General features: G+C 32.9%; 25 protein-coding genes. All 25 read right to left on the bottom strand.

Translation table 11 applies throughout. The features are described from left to right. Positions 1-565: 565 nt before the first annotated feature. Complete coding sequence (locus ACFCYN_RS20685; protein WP_375951467.1) at positions 566-1273, bottom strand: phage tail tube protein; 708 nt, start codon at positions 1271-1273, stop codon at positions 566-568. 2 nt (positions 1274-1275) lie between these two features. Beyond that, positions 1276-1665, bottom strand: coding sequence for a hypothetical protein (locus ACFCYN_RS20680; RefSeq protein ID WP_375951465.1), 390 nt, complete (start codon positions 1663-1665; stop codon positions 1276-1278). Next, positions 1662-2108 (bottom strand): HK97 gp10 family phage protein, encoded by a 447-nt coding sequence (locus tag ACFCYN_RS20675; protein ID WP_375951464.1) that lies wholly within the window; start codon positions 2106-2108, stop codon positions 1662-1664. Before ACFCYN_RS20675 ends, ACFCYN_RS20680 begins: the two co-directional genes overlap by 4 nt. Continuing rightward, complete coding sequence (locus tag ACFCYN_RS20670) at positions 2108-2413, bottom strand: phage head closure protein (protein ID WP_375951469.1); 306 nt, start codon at positions 2411-2413, stop codon at positions 2108-2110. Before ACFCYN_RS20670 ends, ACFCYN_RS20675 begins: the two co-directional genes overlap by 1 nt. A gap of 11 nt (positions 2414-2424) precedes the next feature. Beyond that, positions 2425-2697: a head-tail connector protein gene (locus ACFCYN_RS20665; protein WP_375951462.1), complete on the bottom strand. Its 273-nt coding sequence runs from the start codon at positions 2695-2697 to the stop codon at positions 2425-2427. Next, positions 2681-2968: a hypothetical protein gene (locus ACFCYN_RS20660; RefSeq protein WP_375951460.1), complete on the bottom strand. Its 288-nt coding sequence runs from the start codon at positions 2966-2968 to the stop codon at positions 2681-2683. Before ACFCYN_RS20660 ends, ACFCYN_RS20665 begins: the two co-directional genes overlap by 17 nt. 59 nt (positions 2969-3027) lie before the next feature. Then, on the bottom strand, positions 3028-4299 hold the full coding sequence (locus ACFCYN_RS20655) for a phage major capsid protein (RefSeq protein ID WP_375951458.1): 1272 nt from the start codon (positions 4297-4299) through the stop codon (positions 3028-3030). Between the two features lie 22 nt (positions 4300-4321). Then, complete coding sequence (locus tag ACFCYN_RS20650) at positions 4322-4927, bottom strand: HK97 family phage prohead protease (protein WP_375951456.1); 606 nt, start codon at positions 4925-4927, stop codon at positions 4322-4324. Continuing rightward, positions 4869-6176 carry a phage portal protein gene (locus tag ACFCYN_RS20645; protein WP_375951454.1) on the bottom strand — a complete coding sequence of 436 codons (1308 nt, stop codon included), beginning with the start codon at positions 6174-6176 and terminating at the stop codon, positions 4869-4871. Before ACFCYN_RS20645 ends, ACFCYN_RS20650 begins: the two co-directional genes overlap by 59 nt. Continuing rightward, positions 6176-6328: a hypothetical protein gene (locus tag ACFCYN_RS20640; RefSeq protein ID WP_375951452.1), complete on the bottom strand. Its 153-nt coding sequence runs from the start codon at positions 6326-6328 to the stop codon at positions 6176-6178. Before ACFCYN_RS20640 ends, ACFCYN_RS20645 begins: the two co-directional genes overlap by 1 nt. A 13-nt stretch (positions 6329-6341) precedes the next feature. After that, positions 6342-8030, bottom strand: a complete 1689-nt coding sequence (locus ACFCYN_RS20635; RefSeq protein WP_375951451.1) for a terminase large subunit — start codon at positions 8028-8030, stop codon at positions 6342-6344. After that, positions 8027-8491 carry a phage terminase small subunit P27 family gene (locus ACFCYN_RS20630; RefSeq protein ID WP_375951449.1) on the bottom strand — a complete coding sequence of 155 codons (465 nt, stop codon included), beginning with the start codon at positions 8489-8491 and terminating at the stop codon, positions 8027-8029. The genes ACFCYN_RS20635 and ACFCYN_RS20630 overlap by 4 nt, the downstream gene beginning before the upstream one ends. 184 nt (positions 8492-8675) lie before the next feature. Then, complete coding sequence (locus tag ACFCYN_RS20625; protein ID WP_375951447.1) at positions 8676-9155, bottom strand: NUMOD4 domain-containing protein; 480 nt, start codon at positions 9153-9155, stop codon at positions 8676-8678. Further along, positions 9155-9541, bottom strand: a complete 387-nt coding sequence (locus ACFCYN_RS20620) for an HNH endonuclease (RefSeq protein WP_375951445.1) — start codon at positions 9539-9541, stop codon at positions 9155-9157. Before ACFCYN_RS20620 ends, ACFCYN_RS20625 begins: the two co-directional genes overlap by 1 nt. Further along, positions 9534-10283, bottom strand: coding sequence for a DNA-methyltransferase (locus ACFCYN_RS20615; RefSeq protein WP_375951443.1), 750 nt, complete (start codon positions 10281-10283; stop codon positions 9534-9536). The genes ACFCYN_RS20620 and ACFCYN_RS20615 overlap by 8 nt, the downstream gene beginning before the upstream one ends. A 420-nt stretch (positions 10284-10703) precedes the next feature. Then, entirely contained in the window at positions 10704-11123 is a 420-nt protein-coding gene (locus ACFCYN_RS20610; protein WP_375951441.1) for a hypothetical protein, read from the bottom strand. 210 nt (positions 11124-11333) lie between these two features. Next, on the bottom strand, positions 11334-11822 hold the full coding sequence (locus ACFCYN_RS20605; RefSeq protein WP_375951439.1) for a hypothetical protein: 489 nt from the start codon (positions 11820-11822) through the stop codon (positions 11334-11336). Between the two features lie 326 nt (positions 11823-12148). Next, positions 12149-12643: an SMI1/KNR4 family protein gene (locus tag ACFCYN_RS20600; protein ID WP_375951437.1), complete on the bottom strand. Its 495-nt coding sequence runs from the start codon at positions 12641-12643 to the stop codon at positions 12149-12151. Positions 12644-12799: 156 nt separating this feature from the next. Continuing rightward, positions 12800-13132, bottom strand: a complete 333-nt coding sequence (locus tag ACFCYN_RS20595) for a hypothetical protein (RefSeq protein WP_375951435.1) — start codon at positions 13130-13132, stop codon at positions 12800-12802. A 203-nt stretch (positions 13133-13335) separates the two neighbouring features. Next, positions 13336-13881, bottom strand: a complete 546-nt coding sequence (locus ACFCYN_RS20590) for a hypothetical protein (protein WP_375951433.1) — start codon at positions 13879-13881, stop codon at positions 13336-13338. A gap of 46 nt (positions 13882-13927) precedes the next feature. After that, the gene (locus tag ACFCYN_RS20585) at positions 13928-14311 is read right to left on the bottom strand and encodes a hypothetical protein (protein WP_375951431.1); all 384 of its coding nucleotides are present in this window, start codon (positions 14309-14311) and stop codon (positions 13928-13930) included. A 194-nt stretch (positions 14312-14505) separates the two neighbouring features. Further along, positions 14506-14685, bottom strand: coding sequence for a hypothetical protein (locus tag ACFCYN_RS20580; protein WP_375951429.1), 180 nt, complete (start codon positions 14683-14685; stop codon positions 14506-14508). A 201-nt stretch (positions 14686-14886) separates the two neighbouring features. Continuing rightward, on the bottom strand, positions 14887-15219 hold the full coding sequence (locus tag ACFCYN_RS20575; protein WP_375951428.1) for a hypothetical protein: 333 nt from the start codon (positions 15217-15219) through the stop codon (positions 14887-14889). 817 nt (positions 15220-16036) lie between these two features. After that, positions 16037-18460 (bottom strand): hypothetical protein, encoded by a 2424-nt coding sequence (locus tag ACFCYN_RS20570; RefSeq protein ID WP_375951426.1) that lies wholly within the window; start codon positions 18458-18460, stop codon positions 16037-16039. After that, positions 18457-19134: an ABC transporter ATP-binding protein gene (locus ACFCYN_RS20565; RefSeq protein WP_375951424.1), complete on the bottom strand. Its 678-nt coding sequence runs from the start codon at positions 19132-19134 to the stop codon at positions 18457-18459. Before ACFCYN_RS20565 ends, ACFCYN_RS20570 begins: the two co-directional genes overlap by 4 nt. Positions 19135-19217: the final 83 nt, after the last annotated feature.

Raw genomic sequence — 19217 nt, 5'->3', positions numbered from 1 at the left:
TTTAATAAGAAACTAACCTCAAGGAAAGGACCTCCTTGTAACCATTGAGACCACTGCACGAATTATTCCTCCCAATTGTTATATAACTATTGCATCAGTTAGTTGCATAAGAACTAGTTAATTATATTCTTTTTGCCTATATATTTTTTGTATAAAATATATAACTAAAACTGAAGTAGCAACTAATAGACATAAACCAATAATATTGATTCTAAAACCATTCTTAAAGAAAATAAAAGCATTTAAAATATTTGTGTTAAACAGGAGACCAATAAAAAAGTAAATAAAGTAAACAGCGACAATTACAAATAAAAAAAGTATTTTCAACCTCTTATTTTTTTTAGAAAACATAACATATAAAAGTGCTCCTATAATCCCAATAAAAGGAAAAATCTGTTCAAATAAATCCACTACAATATTCCACATCCTCTTGCATAATGACTATTTTCTTAATCCAATTTTATCAAATCTCAACATCTTGGAGTATCCTTTTTCTTATATTCCTTATTAAACTAAACTGCCAGTTAGTTGAATAAGAAAATAAAAGACAAGGAATTTCATAGTCTTAAGCAGTTTTAACAACTGCAACCTCATATACTTTTTGTGTTTTACCAGATTCAGTTGCTAAAATTGTCAACATTTTAGAACCAATCGCAGACATTGGAATTGATGCTGAAGGTGAACCACTTGTTAATACTTGTGAGAATACACCATCAATAAATAACTGTAGCGTATGATTAGCTGCAGTTGCAGTAACCGTTACTGAAGTTGCTGTAACTCCACTGAATGCATAAGTGTAAATACCATTGTTAAATGTAGGCGTTAAAGTACCACCAGTACCAGTTAGTGATAACGCAGTCAATCCTCCAGATGGTGTTAGGCCAAGTGAAGGCTGTCCACTCACTTTAATTGTTGCTTCAAATGGAATGAAATCTTCTTTTTGTGCATCTGTTTTCACATTAGTTACAATACCACTGAATGACCAACTTGCGCCCAATGTAGCAGGAAATAGAATTGTAAATGGTGTAAGTGCACCTGTATTAAATGCATTGTAAATTGCAATTTGCCCTGTAGTATCTGCAGGATTAAATGTCCCGGAAATCTGTACCTCTCCACCATCTTTTAGACCTTGAATAAACGTTTTCCAACCGTTACTATCAAGGTTTGTTGTCTCTAGGGTATCTGCAGAAAGTTCCATTCCACCAATTGAGTTAAGTTCTGTAATATTATTTGCACCTATTTGTAATTTGGTACCCATTGCAGCTGTAGCCATCTTTATACCTCCTTGTATTTAACCTGAATATTAAAATTCAACCGATTATAATCTAATTCGGCCTCGTATAGATCTCTAACGTTATTAATTGAAAGCATTTGAATTAAAGGTCCATTTTGACCAATTTGTCTGCCTAAAAAACTAATAATCTTATCTTTTACTAGCTTAAATAACGTCTGAACTTCTTTATATGAAGGATGTAAAATGTCTAACACATACGTTCCTTCTACAATGTTTGAAGGTCCATTTAGATTGATTGGATAATTCACATCATCCTTGTAATATGTCATAAACGGTCCTTCTTCACCTTCAATTGCGTGAATTGGATAAATATTTCCGTTTAATTCTGGAATACTACTTAATTCAAAATACAACGCTTCTTCAAATGTCATAAAATTTTATCCACCTCTGTAAGCATTGTTCTAATTATGACCTGTTGGGCTTCGTTATGTTTTGAAGCGTTAGATCCGCGTAAATAGTTATAACCTGGAATATATCTTCCTTTTTTTCCGTCTTTCCCTCGACTAAAAAAACCATATTCTTGAGATGCTGGATAATATGCTCGTTTACCTCTTTTACTCACCTTTACAAAGATACGGTTAAACGCCCTATCCATTACCACTTGGAATACTTTCTTACCCTTAGTCCTAGTTCTTTCCGGCCTTAAGATAACTCCTTTTTTAAGGTTTCCAATTTCTACTGGAGCTTCTTTTTTCGCTTGTTTAAATACGACATTCGCACCCTTACGAGCTGCTTGAGTGATTATTTTTTGAGGTAATTTATCCAACTGTTCAAGTGTTTGTTCTAACCGTCTATATCCTTCGATTTCCACCATTACTTTTTCACCTTCTTACAGTACCAAAGTAATTCTTTCTTCAAATCTTCTGGATCACTCACACTTATCACTTCGTAAGTATCATTTCCATGAACTATTCTCATGGTATTATTCATTCCTGAATAGAAATAGGTTCGAAACTTTACTTCGACGCTATTTTGAGTCTGATTAGCAGCATAAAACTCTTTACCAATCAGAGAATCTTTAGATGCCCAAACTGTGCGAACATCGTTCCATACCTTAACAGTTTGACCTGTAGAATCCCTTCCTGTTGGAGGAGATTGAATTGTAATTTTATTGTTCATACGGCCCACCCTCATGGTGCCACCGTAGTATATTTCAACTGAAATAAGATTTCATTTAAAGAGAATGCAAGTTTATCGGCCTTTCCGACAACTTCCCGGTTTAAATACCAATGACTTACTAGTAATTTACAAGCTAATTTATAAAGTTCACTTTCTTTATCAACATTTTGACTCGATGCTCCAACTACAAATAGATCTGCAGCAAGGACTAAACTATTAATATCTGAATCATCATCGTCAAAATCAATTCTTAAGAAAGACTTAGCTTCATTCAGTGTCAGCATCTTTTTTCACCTTCTTTTTAGGTGATGTCTTAGGTTTCACTTTCACTTCTTCATCTGTGGATTCGCTTGTGTTCTCTTCTGTTGGAATCTCTTCTTCTACCGATAATTCTTCTTTATGGACGATGGCTTTTTCTTCTGGTGGAACAAATACTTCCGCAATATCGTTAATAACCCATGCTTCAGCTATGTCTTCCCTTACCTCGATGATATCGCCAGGTACATATGAAAATTCACTTCCAGCCATACTAACTTTCATTCTTACTTTTGGCATAGATAACCCCTCCAAAATAAAATTAAAGAGCGTCACTTGGACGCTCTAAATCAATATTATTAAGTAGCTGAGTTTGCATAATATTTTACAGCTGCAGTATCAGTTAAAACTGAGTCATGTCGGCTGAATGCTACAAATCCTACTTGTCCAGAATCGATAAACTTCTCACCCATACGGAAGATAGAAAGATCCATAACATCACGAATAATAAACGTAGATAAGTCACCGAAAAGAAGAGACTTTGCATTTGCAGCCATAGTAGGCATGTCTTGGTTAATTGTGTAATTGTAGTTAAGAATTTTATCTGGTGCCCCCTGTACTAAACCAGGTTGCCATAATGGATTACCCTGAGAATCTTTCAGCTTTCGAATCGCTTTTAATGAGTTGTCATTAAGCATGAACTCGCAGTCCCCTGCTTCTCGATATGCTGGATCTACAGAATGAATTAAATCGATTAAATCATCATAAACGATTGAAGTCGTTTGTCCAGTAGTTCCTGTTTTACCTAACGTTGCATTTGTAAGTACACCTGTAGGTTGACCAGTACCAGTACCTACTGTGAAATGTGTATTTGTAATTCGGCCGATACGAGTTGCAATAATTTTACGGATATACGCCTCGATGTCAAAAGCTGAATCTTGTAATAGTTCAATAGGAATTAAGAATACTTTTGAAGTATATTTGTATGCTCCTAGATTTAATTGACTGAATACTGCATCAGTAGCATTACCAGCAGCTGTATTCTCACCAACGATAGCACCCACGTTTGCAGTATCATCTACTTTTGGAATTGGTAATGTATTACCTGTAGCTGTACGTAGAATTGTTGATTTTACTTTACGCATTCCACCAAATGCTTTTAATGATTCAATTAATGAATTATAAAAACCTTGAGGAACTGTGAATCCACCAGCTGAGCCGGTTACTGCAGAAAGTGCACGCCCTTCAAGTTGCGCACGACCTTTACTAAGGATTGAACGTTCTTCATTGTTTAATTCGGCCATACCAGAGACTAAAAACTTGTTAAACGCTGAACGATACTCTTCACGTTGAGTAAATGGCACGTTTTCCGGTGATTCATTACGTTGTTCGCCACCTACTAAACCTGCTCCAGAAGCATCACGGTACTCATTATTTTCTTGCTCAAGTTGATATTGACGCTCATGACGCTCGATATCTTTCGTTAAAGTATCAATTTCTGCATTCATACGATCATAAGATACGTCATCTTCTGCGGTAAAACCGCCTCTTTTTTCTGCATCATCAATTAATTGTCTTGATTCAGCGACAACTTTTGCTCGTTTTTGTCTTAATTCAATAATTTTCTTCATTTTGACTCTCCCTTATCTGTTTTTATAGTTTTTCTGATAAACTCAACTTTTTCCTCATTAAATCTATCTTTTTGGCAATATCATCATTACTTGGATTTCTAGATCGTTGGAATGTCTCAAAAACATCTTCCATTGACCTTACTCCAGCTTCTGATTGAGGATATGCCGGAAAAACAACAGGACTTACTTCATAAAGTTTTGCTTTTTTTATGGTCCTTAAAGCAACTTCATTTGTTTCATCCCATTCTTCTACTTCTGGAATGAAAGTGAATGATGAACCAGATACATCGCCACGTTGAACAGTCTCAACATACTTGTCAGCCCATAAAGGCATTGTAATTTCATACCTTAATCCAATATCATCCTCTTCCAATAAGAGTGTCCCGGAAGTAGAACGACCTAAAATCTCGTTCCAGTCATGATTCCAGGCTGCGATCACATCACCGTTAATGGCATCAAAAAAAGCGCCTTTTTCGAAGCGCTCCTCAAATTTGTAGTAATATCCAATTGTATTGGAGCGTTGTCCCCATTTCACTGCATAGCCGACAATCTTACTTGATTCATCTTCGCTATTCTTCTCCCGAATTTCCGGTGCTAGGGTTAGACTCCGTTTTTCCTTGTTTTCCATCTCCTTCACCTCCTTTTGGTGATTGGTCGATTGGGTTGACTACTGCATTTACTGCCACCATTGCACTGTTCACCAATAATTTATCCGCAGATTCATCATCGCTTGGATTATCCCCTTCGGCTTCTCTCCACTCATTTGCAGTAATTACACCGTTTTGACGCTTAATTTGAAGAACTTCATTCCTCGTTTTTGAATCGCCCCGAAGAATAGAGTTTACATAGAATTCGATAACGATTTTGTCCATTTCAATGTCTGCTAGACATTTAAAACGAATTGCTTGTTCAATCCTTTCGAGCCAGGGTCTTATACAGTTTTGAACAAACTCTAAAGACTGTTGTTCCATACTCGCAAAAGAAGCTTTTTCTAAATCACCTATCATATGTGGTGGAACTCGGTAAATCTGAGCTATTTCACGTTTTTGGAACGCTCTACTTTCAAGGAATTGACTATCTTCTGGAGCAAGGCCTAGTTGATGGTACTTCATTCCCTCTTCGAGAATTGCAATTCTGTGACTATTAGTTAATCCTTCATGCATTTCATTCCAGGAGCTTCTAAGATTGTTTTGTGCTGGCTCGGATAAGTTCCCAGGGTGTTCAATGACTCCACCAGGTTTTGCCCCATTACCAAAATATCTCGCGCCATATTCTTCAAGTGAAAGAGTTAATCCTAATGTTTCTCGGATTAATTGGACTGGACTATATCCTTGTCGTCCATCAAAACCTAATCCTGCAATGTGCAATACCTTTTCAAAAGGTAAAACTACTTGCTCATTTGTTGTAGGAATTATCGTTCGATAACATAATTTCAAACTCTTAGGATTTCTTTCAAGAGTCGTTTGGTCTGGTAGTAATGGCCATAATTCAACGATCTTTCCGTTTCCATCTCTTACAATCTCCGCATAAGCATTTCCGTAGGATAGCAAATGATGAACCATCGTTTCCCAAAAATTAAAAGCTGGTATTTCCGTATTCGGCTTATGATGTACGACTGGCCAAAGTGGATGTTTTACAGCTAATTCTTTCCCACCGTTAGCACTTTTCTTATATACTCGGCATTCTAATGATGCAATTGTTTCAGCAATTATTCTTTGACATGCATAAACAGTTGCTTGCTGCATCGCTCTAAACTCATTAACTGATTGACCTGAAGCAGTTTTTCCACCAGTCCAAAGATCATATAGCCAACTACCACTTGTTGCTTGTGATAAAGGTAAATCTCTTTTTTCGAATAAACTTGTAAGGAAGCCCATTATTTTTTATTCACCCCCTTCCTTGCTCCTACAACTGCTATTCCCATGCAGAGCAATCCACACAATAAAAACATTACTGCAGAACTTACTAAATAGGTACCAATTGCAAAACTCAAAAAGCCAAATATACCGATGTAGTCATTTTTATCCATGATTTCACCTACCTTATAGCGAAACAAATCCTCGTTCTTCATACACACTAGGTAATGGTAAACCTCTCATCGCTCGAGCGTATGCATTTAATAGTGAAGCAATCGGGTCAATTTTATCCGGACTTCGTTTTTTATCTAATTTAAAGTTAGCGTTTGGATCCATAATCGTAACTGCATTAGAAACTGCCCAAGTTAACAACCCGTCTCCTTGATGTACAGCATTTCCCTTGTAAACTTGTATTCTCCAATCTGCAGTAGGTTCAGCTAGAACTTTTAAATATTGAGGGATAATTACGCAGGTAAAGCCTTTTTTCTCCATATTTATCGCAAATTGGGACGCGTTCCATTCGTCATAGCATAATTCGATTACATCTAAGCTGTATTCTTTTACTTTATCTTCGATGTACTTCTCAACATCTTCTTGATCAATAACTGCACCAGGAATAATTGTTAAGTAGCCATTTTGAACAAATAAATCAAAACGAATATCTTGAATTGCCATTCTCTGATTATATTTATCTTCTGGAATAAAAGAGTGGTGAACTGCAGCAAATTTCCCATCAAGTCTTCCCATAAAAGTAACACTAGTTAAATCTTCCTTTGCAGATAAATCGACTCCAACAAAAACTTTGGTATTTCGAAAATTTTCTAAATCGAATTTTGCTTCACATAGGTTCCACTTACTCATTTCCATGTAGCCATTTTCTTTCTTGTCTACCCAGATATTCATGTTCTTTGTCATGAATCCACGCATTTTTTCTGGTTGCTCAAGTGCTACTTTTATATCAGAACGTAATGAATCCACCCCTTCTTCATACGTACCTACAATCGGATTCGCTTTAATCCAATTGCGTTCATCCTTAATGTCGTCACCTTCATCAAGTTCGCAAATTAAAGCAAAATAATCATCGTTTTCTACTGCAGTATTATCTGGATCTAACACCTTCGTTACATACTGATATTCTTTAAAGCATGGTCTAGATAAATCAAATCCCGCTGTCGTAATTACTACCATTAGGGGACTCTTACGAGCAACCATCCCCGATAGAATGACATCATAAATTTCAGATGTTTCGTGAGCATGGTATTCATCGACAATACCTACAGACGGGTTCTTTCCATCCCCCAACTTCCTAGTTTCTTTTGAAAGTGGCTGAATAATAGAGTTTGTTCTAATTCTGGTAACTTTTCCGTAAGAGTCTTTATAGGTGCCTTTAAGTATGTCCGTATTCCTTATTTGGTCTAAAACTGCATTGTATACCTCATCAGATTGTTCTTTGGACCAACCAGTTATATATACCCTGTGCTTCTCATCACTCAAAAATGTTTCATAAGTTGCGATTAAAGCTAGTAACTGTGACTTAGCATTTTTACGCGCTAATTGAATGTAGACCTTACGGAAACGTCTAGATCCATTTTTCTTATTAAGAAAACAAAATATATTAGCGACGATAAACAATTGAAAGTCAGTTAAGATAATCGGTTGACCTGCCAATACACCTTCAGAGTGCTTAAATTCTTTAGCCCACTCATTAAAATCTTCAAGGATATCTACATCAAAAGTGAAAGGACAATCATCTTCCTGGGTTCGGTTAATATCTTTAATGAATCGTTGCGCTGCCCATATATGCTTTTTACAAGCTATTATTTCGCCTTCAACGATTTTATTTGCATAATCCCATACTCTTTCGATAGGTGTCACAGTCGATCACCGAACCTCTTTTGTGAAGCAGTCTTTTCTTTATCTTCATCATTCTTAGGAATGACTAACTTACATCTTGAAGAAATAGTTAGTCCCAAGTCCATTGCAGATTGTCTTGACTGCTTAAAGAATTTGTCCTGGTAAGCCAGTAGTGTTTCAAACTTTTCACTTAATGGATCTAATTCAATTAACTGACTTGAAATCTTCACGTACATATTTTTAGCAATTAAAAAACGAGCTAATGCATCAACATCGAGATTCGTCATAATCCCAATTTGCATTAACTCGTCAGCTACTTTTTTAAATTCTCTTTTTAATTCTTTCGAAAGGTAGGCCGGAGCTCTCACTTTATCCGATGGCGCTTTTATTTCTTGTTCCTTCCGCTGTTCAATTTCATTTTTAGTTAAGTTTTTCTTCCCTTTAAATACTATAAGGTCAATTGGTTGTCTTGGTCGAGCCATTATAAGTCACCTACCTTTCTAAAAATTCATTTAGGGAATTTTTTGTGCGTTTGATTGGATACACGGTATTACAGACGCGTGTCCTAGCTTTTTTGGTACCCCTACCCCTTGTCCGAACGTCATAAGACCTGTACAAGTTATCATTCAGTACAAGCCATTCTACTGCTTATTATGGTCCACCTTGTTATGACGAAATACGTAATTGATATTTGGTATTGTGTCTGAATACTGTTCTAATGTTTGAGTTGGTTACAATAGCGACCTCTTGATAAGTTAATTTAGTTGATTTAAGTAGGTCATGCATAAGTTCTGTATTGTTATGTTCATGCACTCTGCCATCAATAAGACCAATGTTTATTGCATGTGCAGTGTTCTCTTTATACGTACACCATTCTAAGTTCGACAAGTTATTGTTCAATTTATTACCATCAATATGATTAACAGTTGCCTTATTAAATGGATTAGGAATAAAGTATTTAGCAACTAATCTGTGGACTAAAAAGTTTTTCGTTTTATTCCCAATCGATACAGTTAGATAATAGTAACCACGTTTTTTATTTAAGCTACCATTCCATATCCTTCCTGTTCTATTGTTCTTGATTCTTCCAAAATTACTAATTTCATAACGACCATAAGTTTCAAGAATAGACTTCCATTGTTCCATTAATACCCATCCTTCTTATCATCAATAGTTTTCTTATTGTGGCATTTGTGACAAAGGGCTTGTAAGTTATCTTTATCTAGCCTTAAATCCCATCTTTTCTTTATAGGAATAATGTGGTCAACCACATCAGCCAAGGTTATCTTATCTTCACGTTTACATTGCTGACATAGGCCAAGGTCTCTTCTCATTACTAAATCTCTTACCTTCTTCCATAAAGTAGAGTCATAGAATGATTTACTTCTTTGGTCACGCTTGTATTGGTCATATCGTTTAGCACGTTGCATGTCCTGTTGTTTTTTAATGTATCGATGCTCATCACAATACGAATTGCGTGTTAAGTTAGAACAACTATATTTATTACACGGCCTTAATGGTTTGTTAGCCATTGTTATTCAACCCTTTATAATGTTCTTCTATTCTCTTACTTGCAATCTCATAGTATTCTTTATCTAGCTCAAATCCTATGAATTTTCTATTTGTCTTAAGAGCAGCAATCGCTGTAGTTCCAGAACCCAGACAATTATCTAAGACTATTTCACCTTCTTCAGTGTAAGACTTAATTAGGTATTCAAATAGTTCTGTTGGTTTTTGTGTTGGATGTAATCCTCTTTCAACTTTAATGTTTAATGTTTGCTTTGGATAATTTTTATGAGTAGTTTTATATTCTTTTCCCGTCAGACCTTCTGGCTTATAAACTCCACCTTGATTCCCCTTCCTTCTACTTCTTTTAATTGGTTCTTCTAGCTTTATTAAACCCTGTGGATTGTATGTAGGCATTTTTTTATAAAACACACATATATCTTCAACATTTCTCATGGGCTGATATTTGGCAAAACTGAAACCAGTAGGCGCATTCTTAATCCAATACCATGTATATTTAAACCATATTAAATTCGAATTTATAAGTGAAGTTGTAAAAGGTTGAGCAGATGTTAAAACAATAGCTCCGTTATCTTTTATAACTCTAATATATTGTTCCCAAAGTTTCTTAAAAGGAAGAATTGTATCCCACTTACAACTGGTTGTTCCATACGGTAAATCACATAAAATCATATCTATACTCTTATCAGGTATCCTGTTCATACCCACTAAACAATCCTCATTGTATATCTTGTTGACTTCCAACATAAAAAAACTCACCTACTTTATTTATTCCTTCTAAACTAGACCCATTAGTAAAGATGAGGGGAAAGGGGGAACCTCACTAACAGATCTAGTTTACAAAGAATAAAACATTGGAGTACTCTTAACTCCTGCCTCGCCTCAACCTACGCAGACCAGCTGCTAAGGCACTTTGTACCATCGATTAATCGAGTTACATAATTGATACAGGAGGTTATGCTTCTCCCATCAACTTAATTAAGCTAATAAGAAAAGTTTACTTTTTATGGTCATTCAAAACTTCCCCTGAAATATCCCTGATTTTCTCCTTACTTTTATCTAAATTGTGTCGGTTTTTTGTCGAAGAAAAAATAAAAAAACCACTCTCGATGAGAATGGCTAAATTATTCCTTATTCAACTAATGCATGCGTTAGTTGAATAAGACTTTATGCAGTTTTTTGTTTTATTCTGGTTCCAATAAGCGTAGTAACAAATAGAAAAATAGGAAAGAAAAATAAATAGAAAAATAATATCAACCCTGCTGCGAAATTATCATTGTCTATATTTATGATTGAAAACAAGCTACCTATTAATACAGTAAACAGGACAAAATACGGAAACCACAATATAGAGGAAAATAAAGACCATAATCTACTTTCTAACCATTTTCTTGTAACAAATGGAATAATAAAAAGCAGTCCACACAATAGTGTTATCTCTGCTCCAATTGAAACATTCCATACGAATTCCGTAGTCAAACCTGTTAAGACTTGAATCCGTTCATAACTTACCAGAAAACTAAAAAATAAGGACGAAAGTAATCCATAAATTGCACTCACTGCATTCAGTTTCAAAAAGTATTTCAACTGATTCAACTCCTAATACGATTTTTATTTATTATACCGCACAATTTTATAATGCAAATTGGGGGATTTTAGCCTTTTCATATAGAATTTCAAGTATTCCTTATGCAACTAAACTGCCATTTTGTTGAATAAAAAAGGAGTTGCTAAAGCAACTCCTTTCGTATAAGTTGAAAAGTTGAAAACTTGATAATCAAGCAACGATTCTTTTATTTACTTCATTTCTATATCGTTTATTGTGTGATTCCTTAATCTTTTACCAATCGCATTAATGAAAAGTTCAACGTGATAAAACACATTTGAAGCATATGAGCCGTATAATAACATGAAAATTAACCCTCGAATATTAGCTAGAATGCCCATATTGCCCAGATGTAAACTTAGTGTTTCATATAAATATAATGGGAATGTCACAAGTATCCCAGCAATTGAGTACATACCTACTTTTGCAAAATACGAATTTCGTTTGGAGCGATAGCGATGTAATTTATGCAATTTATCTACTCCATACGATAAAAGGATACCAGCAACAAAGTAAATGATCCCTGAATAAATAATTGCTGACGAAAAAAGTTCAATAAAACCAAAATGATATGTATCTTCTGCTGTGTGTGGGTCATAAGAAAAACAGGCGTAAATAAAAGAAAAACAAATCGTGGAAAGTGAAGCTATGAAAAGTTTTTTAAGCATTTTTTTGACCAATTAGTATCACCTGCCATTTCTCCCATGTAATTGCTAAACTGATTAACGATTAACGATCCTATTAATTTAAAATTATACAATCTTAACTCTCCTTTAACTTATATATACCGATTATAATGAAAATTGATAAGAATTATAAATAAAGAAAATCATTCAACTTATGAAAATTAATCGACAAATTACAACAAGTTTTAGGTCAATATTTTTAAATTAACTTCCATTCCTTCTATAACTAATCTGCAATTAGTCCAATAAAAAAATGATCAACAAATCGTCGATCATCTTGTTTAACTTATGCATCAGTTAGTTACATAAGGAAAAATAAATTACTCTAATTCTTCTTGGATATTTTCTAATTCTTCTTGGAATATTTCTAATAAAAAATCTCCAAAATCATCTGCAATTAGTTCTATTGATTGTTCACTAAATTTTTTCCCCAAATTAATAGAAACAACAGCAGGTTCATTTTCTCGATTAAGTTTATTAAAATCTAAACAAAATAGTTCACCCATACCTGTAGCATAAATAATAAGATAATTTTCTGGCAAACCAGTATTTTTTCTTTGTTTGATTGTGTACCATATAGCATCTGGAACAGAAGAGTTTATAAAGTCATCGTCAATTACTCCATATACTTCTTCTGAGCCGAAATCTCCAGCTCCAAAATTAATAAGAAAATGGCGGTATATCTTTGAAAATTTTAACCCTAACGTAGTTTCTGCTTTTTCAATTAAACTTACTGAGCGCTTTCCTACAAAATCGGATTCTTCTTGATTTTGCTCGATTATTTCAATTGCTTTTTCATAATTTGACCAACTCATTATTCTCCTCCATGATGTTCATTTGACATTAATATACCATATGATTTCTCTTTCCTTATTGAACTATACTGCCATTTAGTCGAATAAGAAAAAGCGATCTTCTATTGAAGAATCGCATGCTTTAGTTGCATAACGGTGTACATTATTTCATAATTTTTATCTTAATTTTAATAATTTGTTTAATTCGTTTGCTTTTTGGCTTATATTAATATCATATGCTCGCTCTGAAAACTCATAAACTTCTCCTTGAAATGTTCTAATAACGAGTACTTTGTATGAAACTAATTCGCTTTTTTCTATTTCTTTCGGAACAGGGGAATCACCAGGACTAGCAAAAAGCAACAAAATTTGAGTAATGATTCGAATAATTATATTCCCCTTGTGGTTCTCTTTCCATAATTTACGAACCTCTTCAGTGGTGATTTCAAAATTCTTAATATTATTTATGACGATTCTAGTTTTGCCAATCTCTATAAAATTGCTTTCCATTGAGCACCTCATCCTACACAAATTAACCTCTAATATTTCATTCTTTATACGGTATTAAAAGTCCTTTCTTATTCAACTAATCTGCCATTATGTTGAATAAGGGAATGAAAAAAGACCACAATTTGTGATCTTTACTTTTTCTTATGCAACTAAAGCATGCGTTAGTCGCATAAGTTATTATGTTTTTAAAACATAAGATTTTATCACCTTTTTTTCAACTTAAATTTTGCATTTTTTTCAATTTCTTTGATTATTCCTGAAAGAGTATCATTATAATGTTCTTCATTTATATTTGTAACACCAGAGATTTTAGGAATAATGATAAAGTTATTTCTTGCCATAATAATACAAAATCCGAAATCCATTTCCTTAACACGTAATACTTTATTTTTTTTATACAAAGTCGTTTTATCTTGAGAAACAACTTTTATAAAATCATCTACTAAAAAAAGTGATATTTTTCCAATGTTATGTTGGTTTCTTTTTTTTATAAAATTCACGTATAATTTTGGTTGAACACTTTGAAATATATAATGAATAAGTACCGCAAACACAATTATTAAAACAAATGATGTAATTAAAGGTATAAGGATAGAATTAAATTCATTTTTTTTTACAAAAAATACATAAATGAAAACTATTAAACAAAGTAGTTGAGTAACGCCTTCATTAAAATACTTTAATTTATTAACAATATTCCAAATACCTTCCTTAAACTTCTCCTCAGTAATATGGAAAGTTATCTCCAAATTAGCCCCTCCCCAATTAGTTATTATGGCAATTCAAAAGAATAGGTTATTTATTTACCAGTCGTACATTTACGACACCATCATCATCAAATGTTGCGATAACGGTATCACCTATCTTAACTTTTTGGTGCCCCTTTTGATCTAATAACTCTTGATCTCTAAAACCGTCTTTTCTGCCACCTTCACAAATAATTTGATTGTATTTAAATTTCTTATTTGCAAGATCGACAACTTCGCACTCCAAAGATTTAATATTGGTAAAAACTGTTACCTTGTCTTTTTCTTCAGGCACTGTTATGTGAACGTTTGATTTAGGAAATTTGACAACAACTGGTTGGTCTTTTACATAATGAAAATTAAACAAAACAATACTGATAATTAGTCCAATGGTAGCGACAAATGTACCTAAGATAATTCCTACCGTTTTCATTTAGCTCTCCTTCGTAAACAGAATGATTTTTATTATTTTGTCAGTCAATTTTTTTAATATGTTTAATTTTACCATTATTGAACAATATTCAAATCCTCTTATTGAACTATCCTGACATTTACTTAAATAAAAAAACTGCAATTAAGCAGCTTGTGATCTTCAACCATCGCACTGCGTTAGTTAGATAAATAAATTCATTTTCTATTAGAAAGTTTCCTTTGAACAATTCTTGATACCAAATACATACCAATTAAAGTTGGAAGATGTTTTAGAATTTGTTCATGTTCAAATAGATTAAATAGTGCATTCATAACAAATAGCAATACTAACATTATAAAAATTTCTCTGAACTGCTCTTTATGAAACCACTTCATAAATAATTCGCTCCTAGAATTTATTCTTAAAAATTAAAAAAATATCATTTCTATAATCTATATATTCGATATACTTAAAGTATTTCCTTGTTCAACTAAACTGCCATTTAGTCCAATAAAAAATGACCGACGAATCGTCGATCATTTTGTTTAACTAATGCATGCTTTAGTTGCATAACGATGTACATTATTTCATAATTTTTATCTTAATTTTAATAATTTGTTTAATTCGTTTGATTTTTGGCTTATATCAATATCATATGCTCGTTCTGAAAACTCATAAACTTCTCCTTGAAACGTTCTAATAACGAGTACATTGTATGAAACTAACTCACTTTTTTCTATCTCTTTTGGAATTGGGGAATCACCAGGGCTAGCAAAAAGTAACAAAATTTGAGTAATGATTCGAAAAATTATATTCCCCTTTTTTTTCACTTTCCATAATTTACGAACTTCTTCAGTGGTGATATCATAATTCTTAATATCTCTTAAAGCGATTCTAGTTTTACCAATCTCTATAAAACTACTTTCCATTGGAGCACCTCATCCTGTACAAATTAACATATTATATTTAATTCTTTATACAGTCATAGAAGTCCTTTCTTATGCGACTAAACTTCCATTTAGTTCAACAAAAAAAATCGACTATACAGCCGATTTTCTTGTCTAACTAACACATGCGTTTGTCTTAAATAATGCTACTACATAACATATGATTAAAACAAAATTACCATTCAATAAACGTTTAAAAATAATGAAGATTTCTACCGCTTAAGCTCCATTTTTTTATACTATCAGTTATCCAAAATAAAATTGCATTTAATACGCTAAAAATAAGAAGCCGTAAGTAATAGTTTTGTGGTGCAGTCCCTTCTGACATTTTATAAGTAAGTACTCCAATAATAACGGTATATATTATTCCCATTACAATATAAGAGAGCAGTTGAATAATAGAGGTTATTTTATTTGATTTTCTGGAGATGGAACGAGCTACCCACGAAGATGGGACTTTATAGAGTACAACTACTGGACTCCATAAGATTAAACCACTAAGTCATGTAGCAAAATACTCAGGCTTTTCATCAAACAAGGCAAAACATATAAAATAAAGAATTGACACTATAAAAAGAATAATAATTAAACGAATCAATTTCAAGATTTCAGCCATTATAACGTACACTCCTTAAATTAATTTCCTTAAATTAAAGATATTAAATGTTAAGCTTGTATAATCCTTTTAGACAAAAAAATAAATTAAATCTTATTAAACTATTCTGCCATTTAGTTTTATTTTTCTCTATGTTTGCTCATTTTATTATCTTTGCTGCTTTCCTCTTGAAAAAACATAAGTTTATATATATCTTTTTTTAGTTGTAATAATAATCAAGGAAACAGCAATTAAGAGGAAGGTGAAAATTGAGCCTAAAGCAATTAATACGTGAGATATTCTTAAATAAGTTAATGCTACTATCCCAATTATTAATCCAATCAATATTGACGTACCTGCCCAGATACTTACTTCTTTACTAAAGTGCATTAGTGTACGTTTTTTACTCCAACCAATTGTATGATAAATATAAAATTCCTGCTTCCTTTCAGTTAATATTGAATTTATGCACTCATTTACACTGACAAGTGATAAAAATATGGTAGCTAATAATATAAAAAACTGAAAGTACATTGTTTTACTTACTGTAAATTTCCCTAACGTTGTCGAATTTGCTTCAATCAGACCTGATCCGATACTAGACATTTGAATCGTCATAATAAGTGAAGAAACTAATAAAACAATCATAACTGGGATTATTAACTTCTTATAAAAAATGATACTTGAGAACATTTTGTAACCCTTTATATGTGCTTTTCGTCTTTTTTTCTGGTTAAATAATAAAAAGATAATAACACTAGATATAGCCCATAAAAACGAAGGAATAAATAAAATTACAATTGGTTGTTTTAAACATATTAGAATAATTAAGCTTATAAGATATGCACTTGTCGTAAGAATCAATTGTTCAAGTACATTCCTCTTAATTATTTTTCTTCGATTCCACCCAATAGTAATTAATAATTCATTTTCAAAAAGTAATTGATTTCGTTCAAATACAATTCTAGAAAATAACCATACGAAACCAAATAAAGTAAAAAGTATAGTGGTCAGTAATGAAATCATGTTCCAACTCGATAGCAATGATTGTGCAACACCGAGAGTGGTCCAAGGCTCTAGAACTTCACCGATCCCATCAACAAATAACTTCTGTGTTTTAAAAGATGCACCTGCAACAATATCCACTTCATAACCTTTTTTGTGCAGGGAAGTAGCAATTTGTTCTATCTTCTCTTGAGCCTCTTTGTTATACGAATGAATGCCTGCTACACGAATTCTAATTGCATCAATTGGTTTTTTTCCTTTGATTATTTCTGCACCTTCCAAAGTTGTGACCCCAATTGCTGGAGTTGCAATAAAACTACCTGGTATAACAGTTGGAGTTATAACTTTTCCATCTGTAGTTTTAGTATCCGTTGAAGAGTAAATCCCAAGTGGACTAGAAGTAATCTGATTATCCATATCTTTTGGTAAAAATGTGCCAGTTTGTATTAAATTAAATGGCAATTTATCAGCATCATCTATCGCTTGTCCTCTTTTTTGAATCAATTTATATGATGGAGGTTCATCCGTTTTTACTTTCTTAACCTTTAAACTATTACCATTAATCCGATAATCAATTTTAGAGGCAACATAGAATGCTGCCGAATCATTCTTGGTCATACCCCCATCAATTTCATGAAGTTTAAAATTTCGATCTAATGATAGTGATGACCCTTTAAACGGTTTTTGATAGTTACTTAAATTTATGTCATAATTTTTTATAGAACTTCCTTTTACTTTTGTTAACTCGTCCATTGTTTTTTCAAAGTTTTTGTTTTCTTCAGGTATGACAGAAATTAGCCTTTCATCAGGAGCAATACCAAATTTTCGTTTAAAATCTGATAATGAAACGTTTATAGATTCTACATTTAATGATAATCCTAAAGGAATATTAAAATCCTTTCTTTGTAGAATCTTTACAACTGGAAAATTCCCATAAGTTTGCCTTTGTTGATTAACAAATATAGCCTCCTCCTTTGTCAGTTCGCGATTCAGTGATTTGTAATCAATACCTGTTAATTTTTCTTCACTAGCTACATCTATAGCTGTCAGTAAATAATAAGTTTGAGGTAACAAAATATTCATTGTTCCTCCAAAGCTATCATTTAAATCTCTTGGATAATAGATGTATTCCACATTTTGTCTGTCTTTTCCATCGAACATATGGATCTGATGTTCATCTCCTATTTTGTACTTTTTTAATCCATCCGTTGTGTAAAATTGCCATGAAAATCTAACAGGACTGCTAAAGGTGGGCAACTCTAACGAACGCCTAACACCCGAGAAGTACCCTAAAGAAGCAACAGGAGCAGCTACATCAATAGCCTTATTACTTTTAATCTCATTCCACTCTGATAACGTAATTCCACCTTTACTATCACCTATATAATTATCTTCAACAATACCAATCTTTTTTTCTACTGACGTTTTTGAGCCATTTGGACGAACTAAAATGTCATAAGAACCTCTTCCATATTTTTGAATTGAATCCTTAACAGTTAGAAGCGATTCCCGAGAATATAAAATACCTAGAGGTACAAATGTGAATAAACAAAGGATTGCTAAAATAAAGATTACAGAAACTTTCTTTCTATTAAGAAGACGTTTTAACACTAAATTGATCATGAGGAAACCAACAATTCTTTAAGTTTTTTCTCTTTTAATTCATACGTCATATCACCTACAGCTGCAACCTGATTATCATGAGTAACAACCACAACTGTTTTACCATTGTTTTTTACATTTAATAATATACTTATAATTTTATTCCTATTTTCAGCATCTAAATTTCCTGTCGGCTCATCGCATAAGAGTATTGATGGGTCTGCAATTAATGAACGAGCAATTGCGACTCGTTGTTTTTCGCCACCAGATAAGGATTCTGGCAAACGTTGAAACAGATTTTTATGAATGCCAACCTCGTTTAGTAAATCTATAGCTCTATTCCTTAAAACTGTTGCAGGAATATCGTATGTTAATGGTAACATCACATTATCAAGTACAGTGTAATGTGGTAAAAGTTTAAAATCTTGGAAAACGAAACCAATATTCAGTCTACGAAAATTACTTCTTTCCTCTTCGTTTAAACTAAAAATACTCTTATTATTAATAAGTATTTCGCCTGATGTTGGTGATTGAATACCAGACAAACAGTTCAGTAACGTGGATTTCCCCGTACCGGAAGGGCCGACAATACTACACCATTCGCCCTTATTTACTTCTAAATTACTATCGTCTAAAATTACAGATATATTTTGGGAGTTATGATAAGACTTTGTGAGATTTTTTATGCAAATCATTGTATTGTTCCCTCCTAATTTAACTTTTTATTTTTAATGCCGAGTTAATTCCTCATACAATTTTTTTATAAAAATTCTAAATA

Origin of the sequence: Gottfriedia sp. NPDC056225 (genome assembly GCF_042267765.1) — a bacterium.
Lineage (GTDB): Bacteria > Bacillota > Bacilli > Bacillales > Bacillaceae_G > Gottfriedia.
The sequence above is the reverse complement of the archived record's forward strand: the minus strand, read 5'-3'. Positions and strand labels throughout refer to the sequence as shown.

What these genes read in the sequence shown, in the direction of transcription:
- ACFCYN_RS20685 (WP_375951467.1), bottom strand. Translation starts at nt 1,273, where the DNA reads ATGGCTACAGCTGCAATGGGTACCAAATTACAAATAGGTGCAAATAAT.
- ACFCYN_RS20680 (WP_375951465.1), bottom strand. Translation starts at nt 1,665, where the DNA reads ATGACATTTGAAGAAGCGTTGTATTTTGAATTAAGTAGTATTCCAGAA.
- ACFCYN_RS20675 (WP_375951464.1), bottom strand. Translation starts at nt 2,108, where the DNA reads ATGGTGGAAATCGAAGGATATAGACGGTTAGAACAAACACTTGAACAG.
- ACFCYN_RS20670 (WP_375951469.1), bottom strand. Translation starts at nt 2,413, where the DNA reads ATGAACAATAAAATTACAATTCAATCTCCTCCAACAGGAAGGGATTCT.
- ACFCYN_RS20665 (WP_375951462.1), bottom strand. Translation starts at nt 2,697, where the DNA reads ATGCTGACACTGAATGAAGCTAAGTCTTTCTTAAGAATTGATTTTGAC.
- ACFCYN_RS20660 (WP_375951460.1), bottom strand. Translation starts at nt 2,968, where the DNA reads ATGCCAAAAGTAAGAATGAAAGTTAGTATGGCTGGAAGTGAATTTTCA.
- ACFCYN_RS20655 (WP_375951458.1), bottom strand. Translation starts at nt 4,299, where the DNA reads ATGAAGAAAATTATTGAATTAAGACAAAAACGAGCAAAAGTTGTCGCT.
- ACFCYN_RS20650 (WP_375951456.1), bottom strand. Translation starts at nt 4,927, where the DNA reads ATGGAAAACAAGGAAAAACGGAGTCTAACCCTAGCACCGGAAATTCGG.
- ACFCYN_RS20645 (WP_375951454.1), bottom strand. Translation starts at nt 6,176, where the DNA reads ATGGGCTTCCTTACAAGTTTATTCGAAAAAAGAGATTTACCTTTATCA.
- ACFCYN_RS20640 (WP_375951452.1), bottom strand. Translation starts at nt 6,328, where the DNA reads ATGGATAAAAATGACTACATCGGTATATTTGGCTTTTTGAGTTTTGCA.
- ACFCYN_RS20630 (WP_375951449.1), bottom strand. Translation starts at nt 8,491, where the DNA reads ATGGCTCGACCAAGACAACCAATTGACCTTATAGTATTTAAAGGGAAG.
- ACFCYN_RS20625 (WP_375951447.1), bottom strand. Translation starts at nt 9,155, where the DNA reads ATGGAACAATGGAAGTCTATTCTTGAAACTTATGGTCGTTATGAAATT.
- ACFCYN_RS20620 (WP_375951445.1), bottom strand. Translation starts at nt 9,541, where the DNA reads ATGGCTAACAAACCATTAAGGCCGTGTAATAAATATAGTTGTTCTAAC.
- ACFCYN_RS20615 (WP_375951443.1), bottom strand. Translation starts at nt 10,283, where the DNA reads ATGTTGGAAGTCAACAAGATATACAATGAGGATTGTTTAGTGGGTATG.
- ACFCYN_RS20600 (WP_375951437.1), bottom strand. Translation starts at nt 12,643, where the DNA reads ATGAGTTGGTCAAATTATGAAAAAGCAATTGAAATAATCGAGCAAAAT.
- ACFCYN_RS20595 (WP_375951435.1), bottom strand. Translation starts at nt 13,132, where the DNA reads ATGGAAAGCAATTTTATAGAGATTGGCAAAACTAGAATCGTCATAAAT.
- ACFCYN_RS20585 (WP_375951431.1), bottom strand. Translation starts at nt 14,311, where the DNA reads ATGAAAACGGTAGGAATTATCTTAGGTACATTTGTCGCTACCATTGGA.
- ACFCYN_RS20580 (WP_375951429.1), bottom strand. Translation starts at nt 14,685, where the DNA reads ATGAAGTGGTTTCATAAAGAGCAGTTCAGAGAAATTTTTATAATGTTA.
- ACFCYN_RS20575 (WP_375951428.1), bottom strand. Translation starts at nt 15,219, where the DNA reads ATGGAAAGTAGTTTTATAGAGATTGGTAAAACTAGAATCGCTTTAAGA.
- ACFCYN_RS20570 (WP_375951426.1), bottom strand. Translation starts at nt 18,460, where the DNA reads ATGATCAATTTAGTGTTAAAACGTCTTCTTAATAGAAAGAAAGTTTCT.
- ACFCYN_RS20565 (WP_375951424.1), bottom strand. Translation starts at nt 19,134, where the DNA reads ATGATTTGCATAAAAAATCTCACAAAGTCTTATCATAACTCCCAAAAT.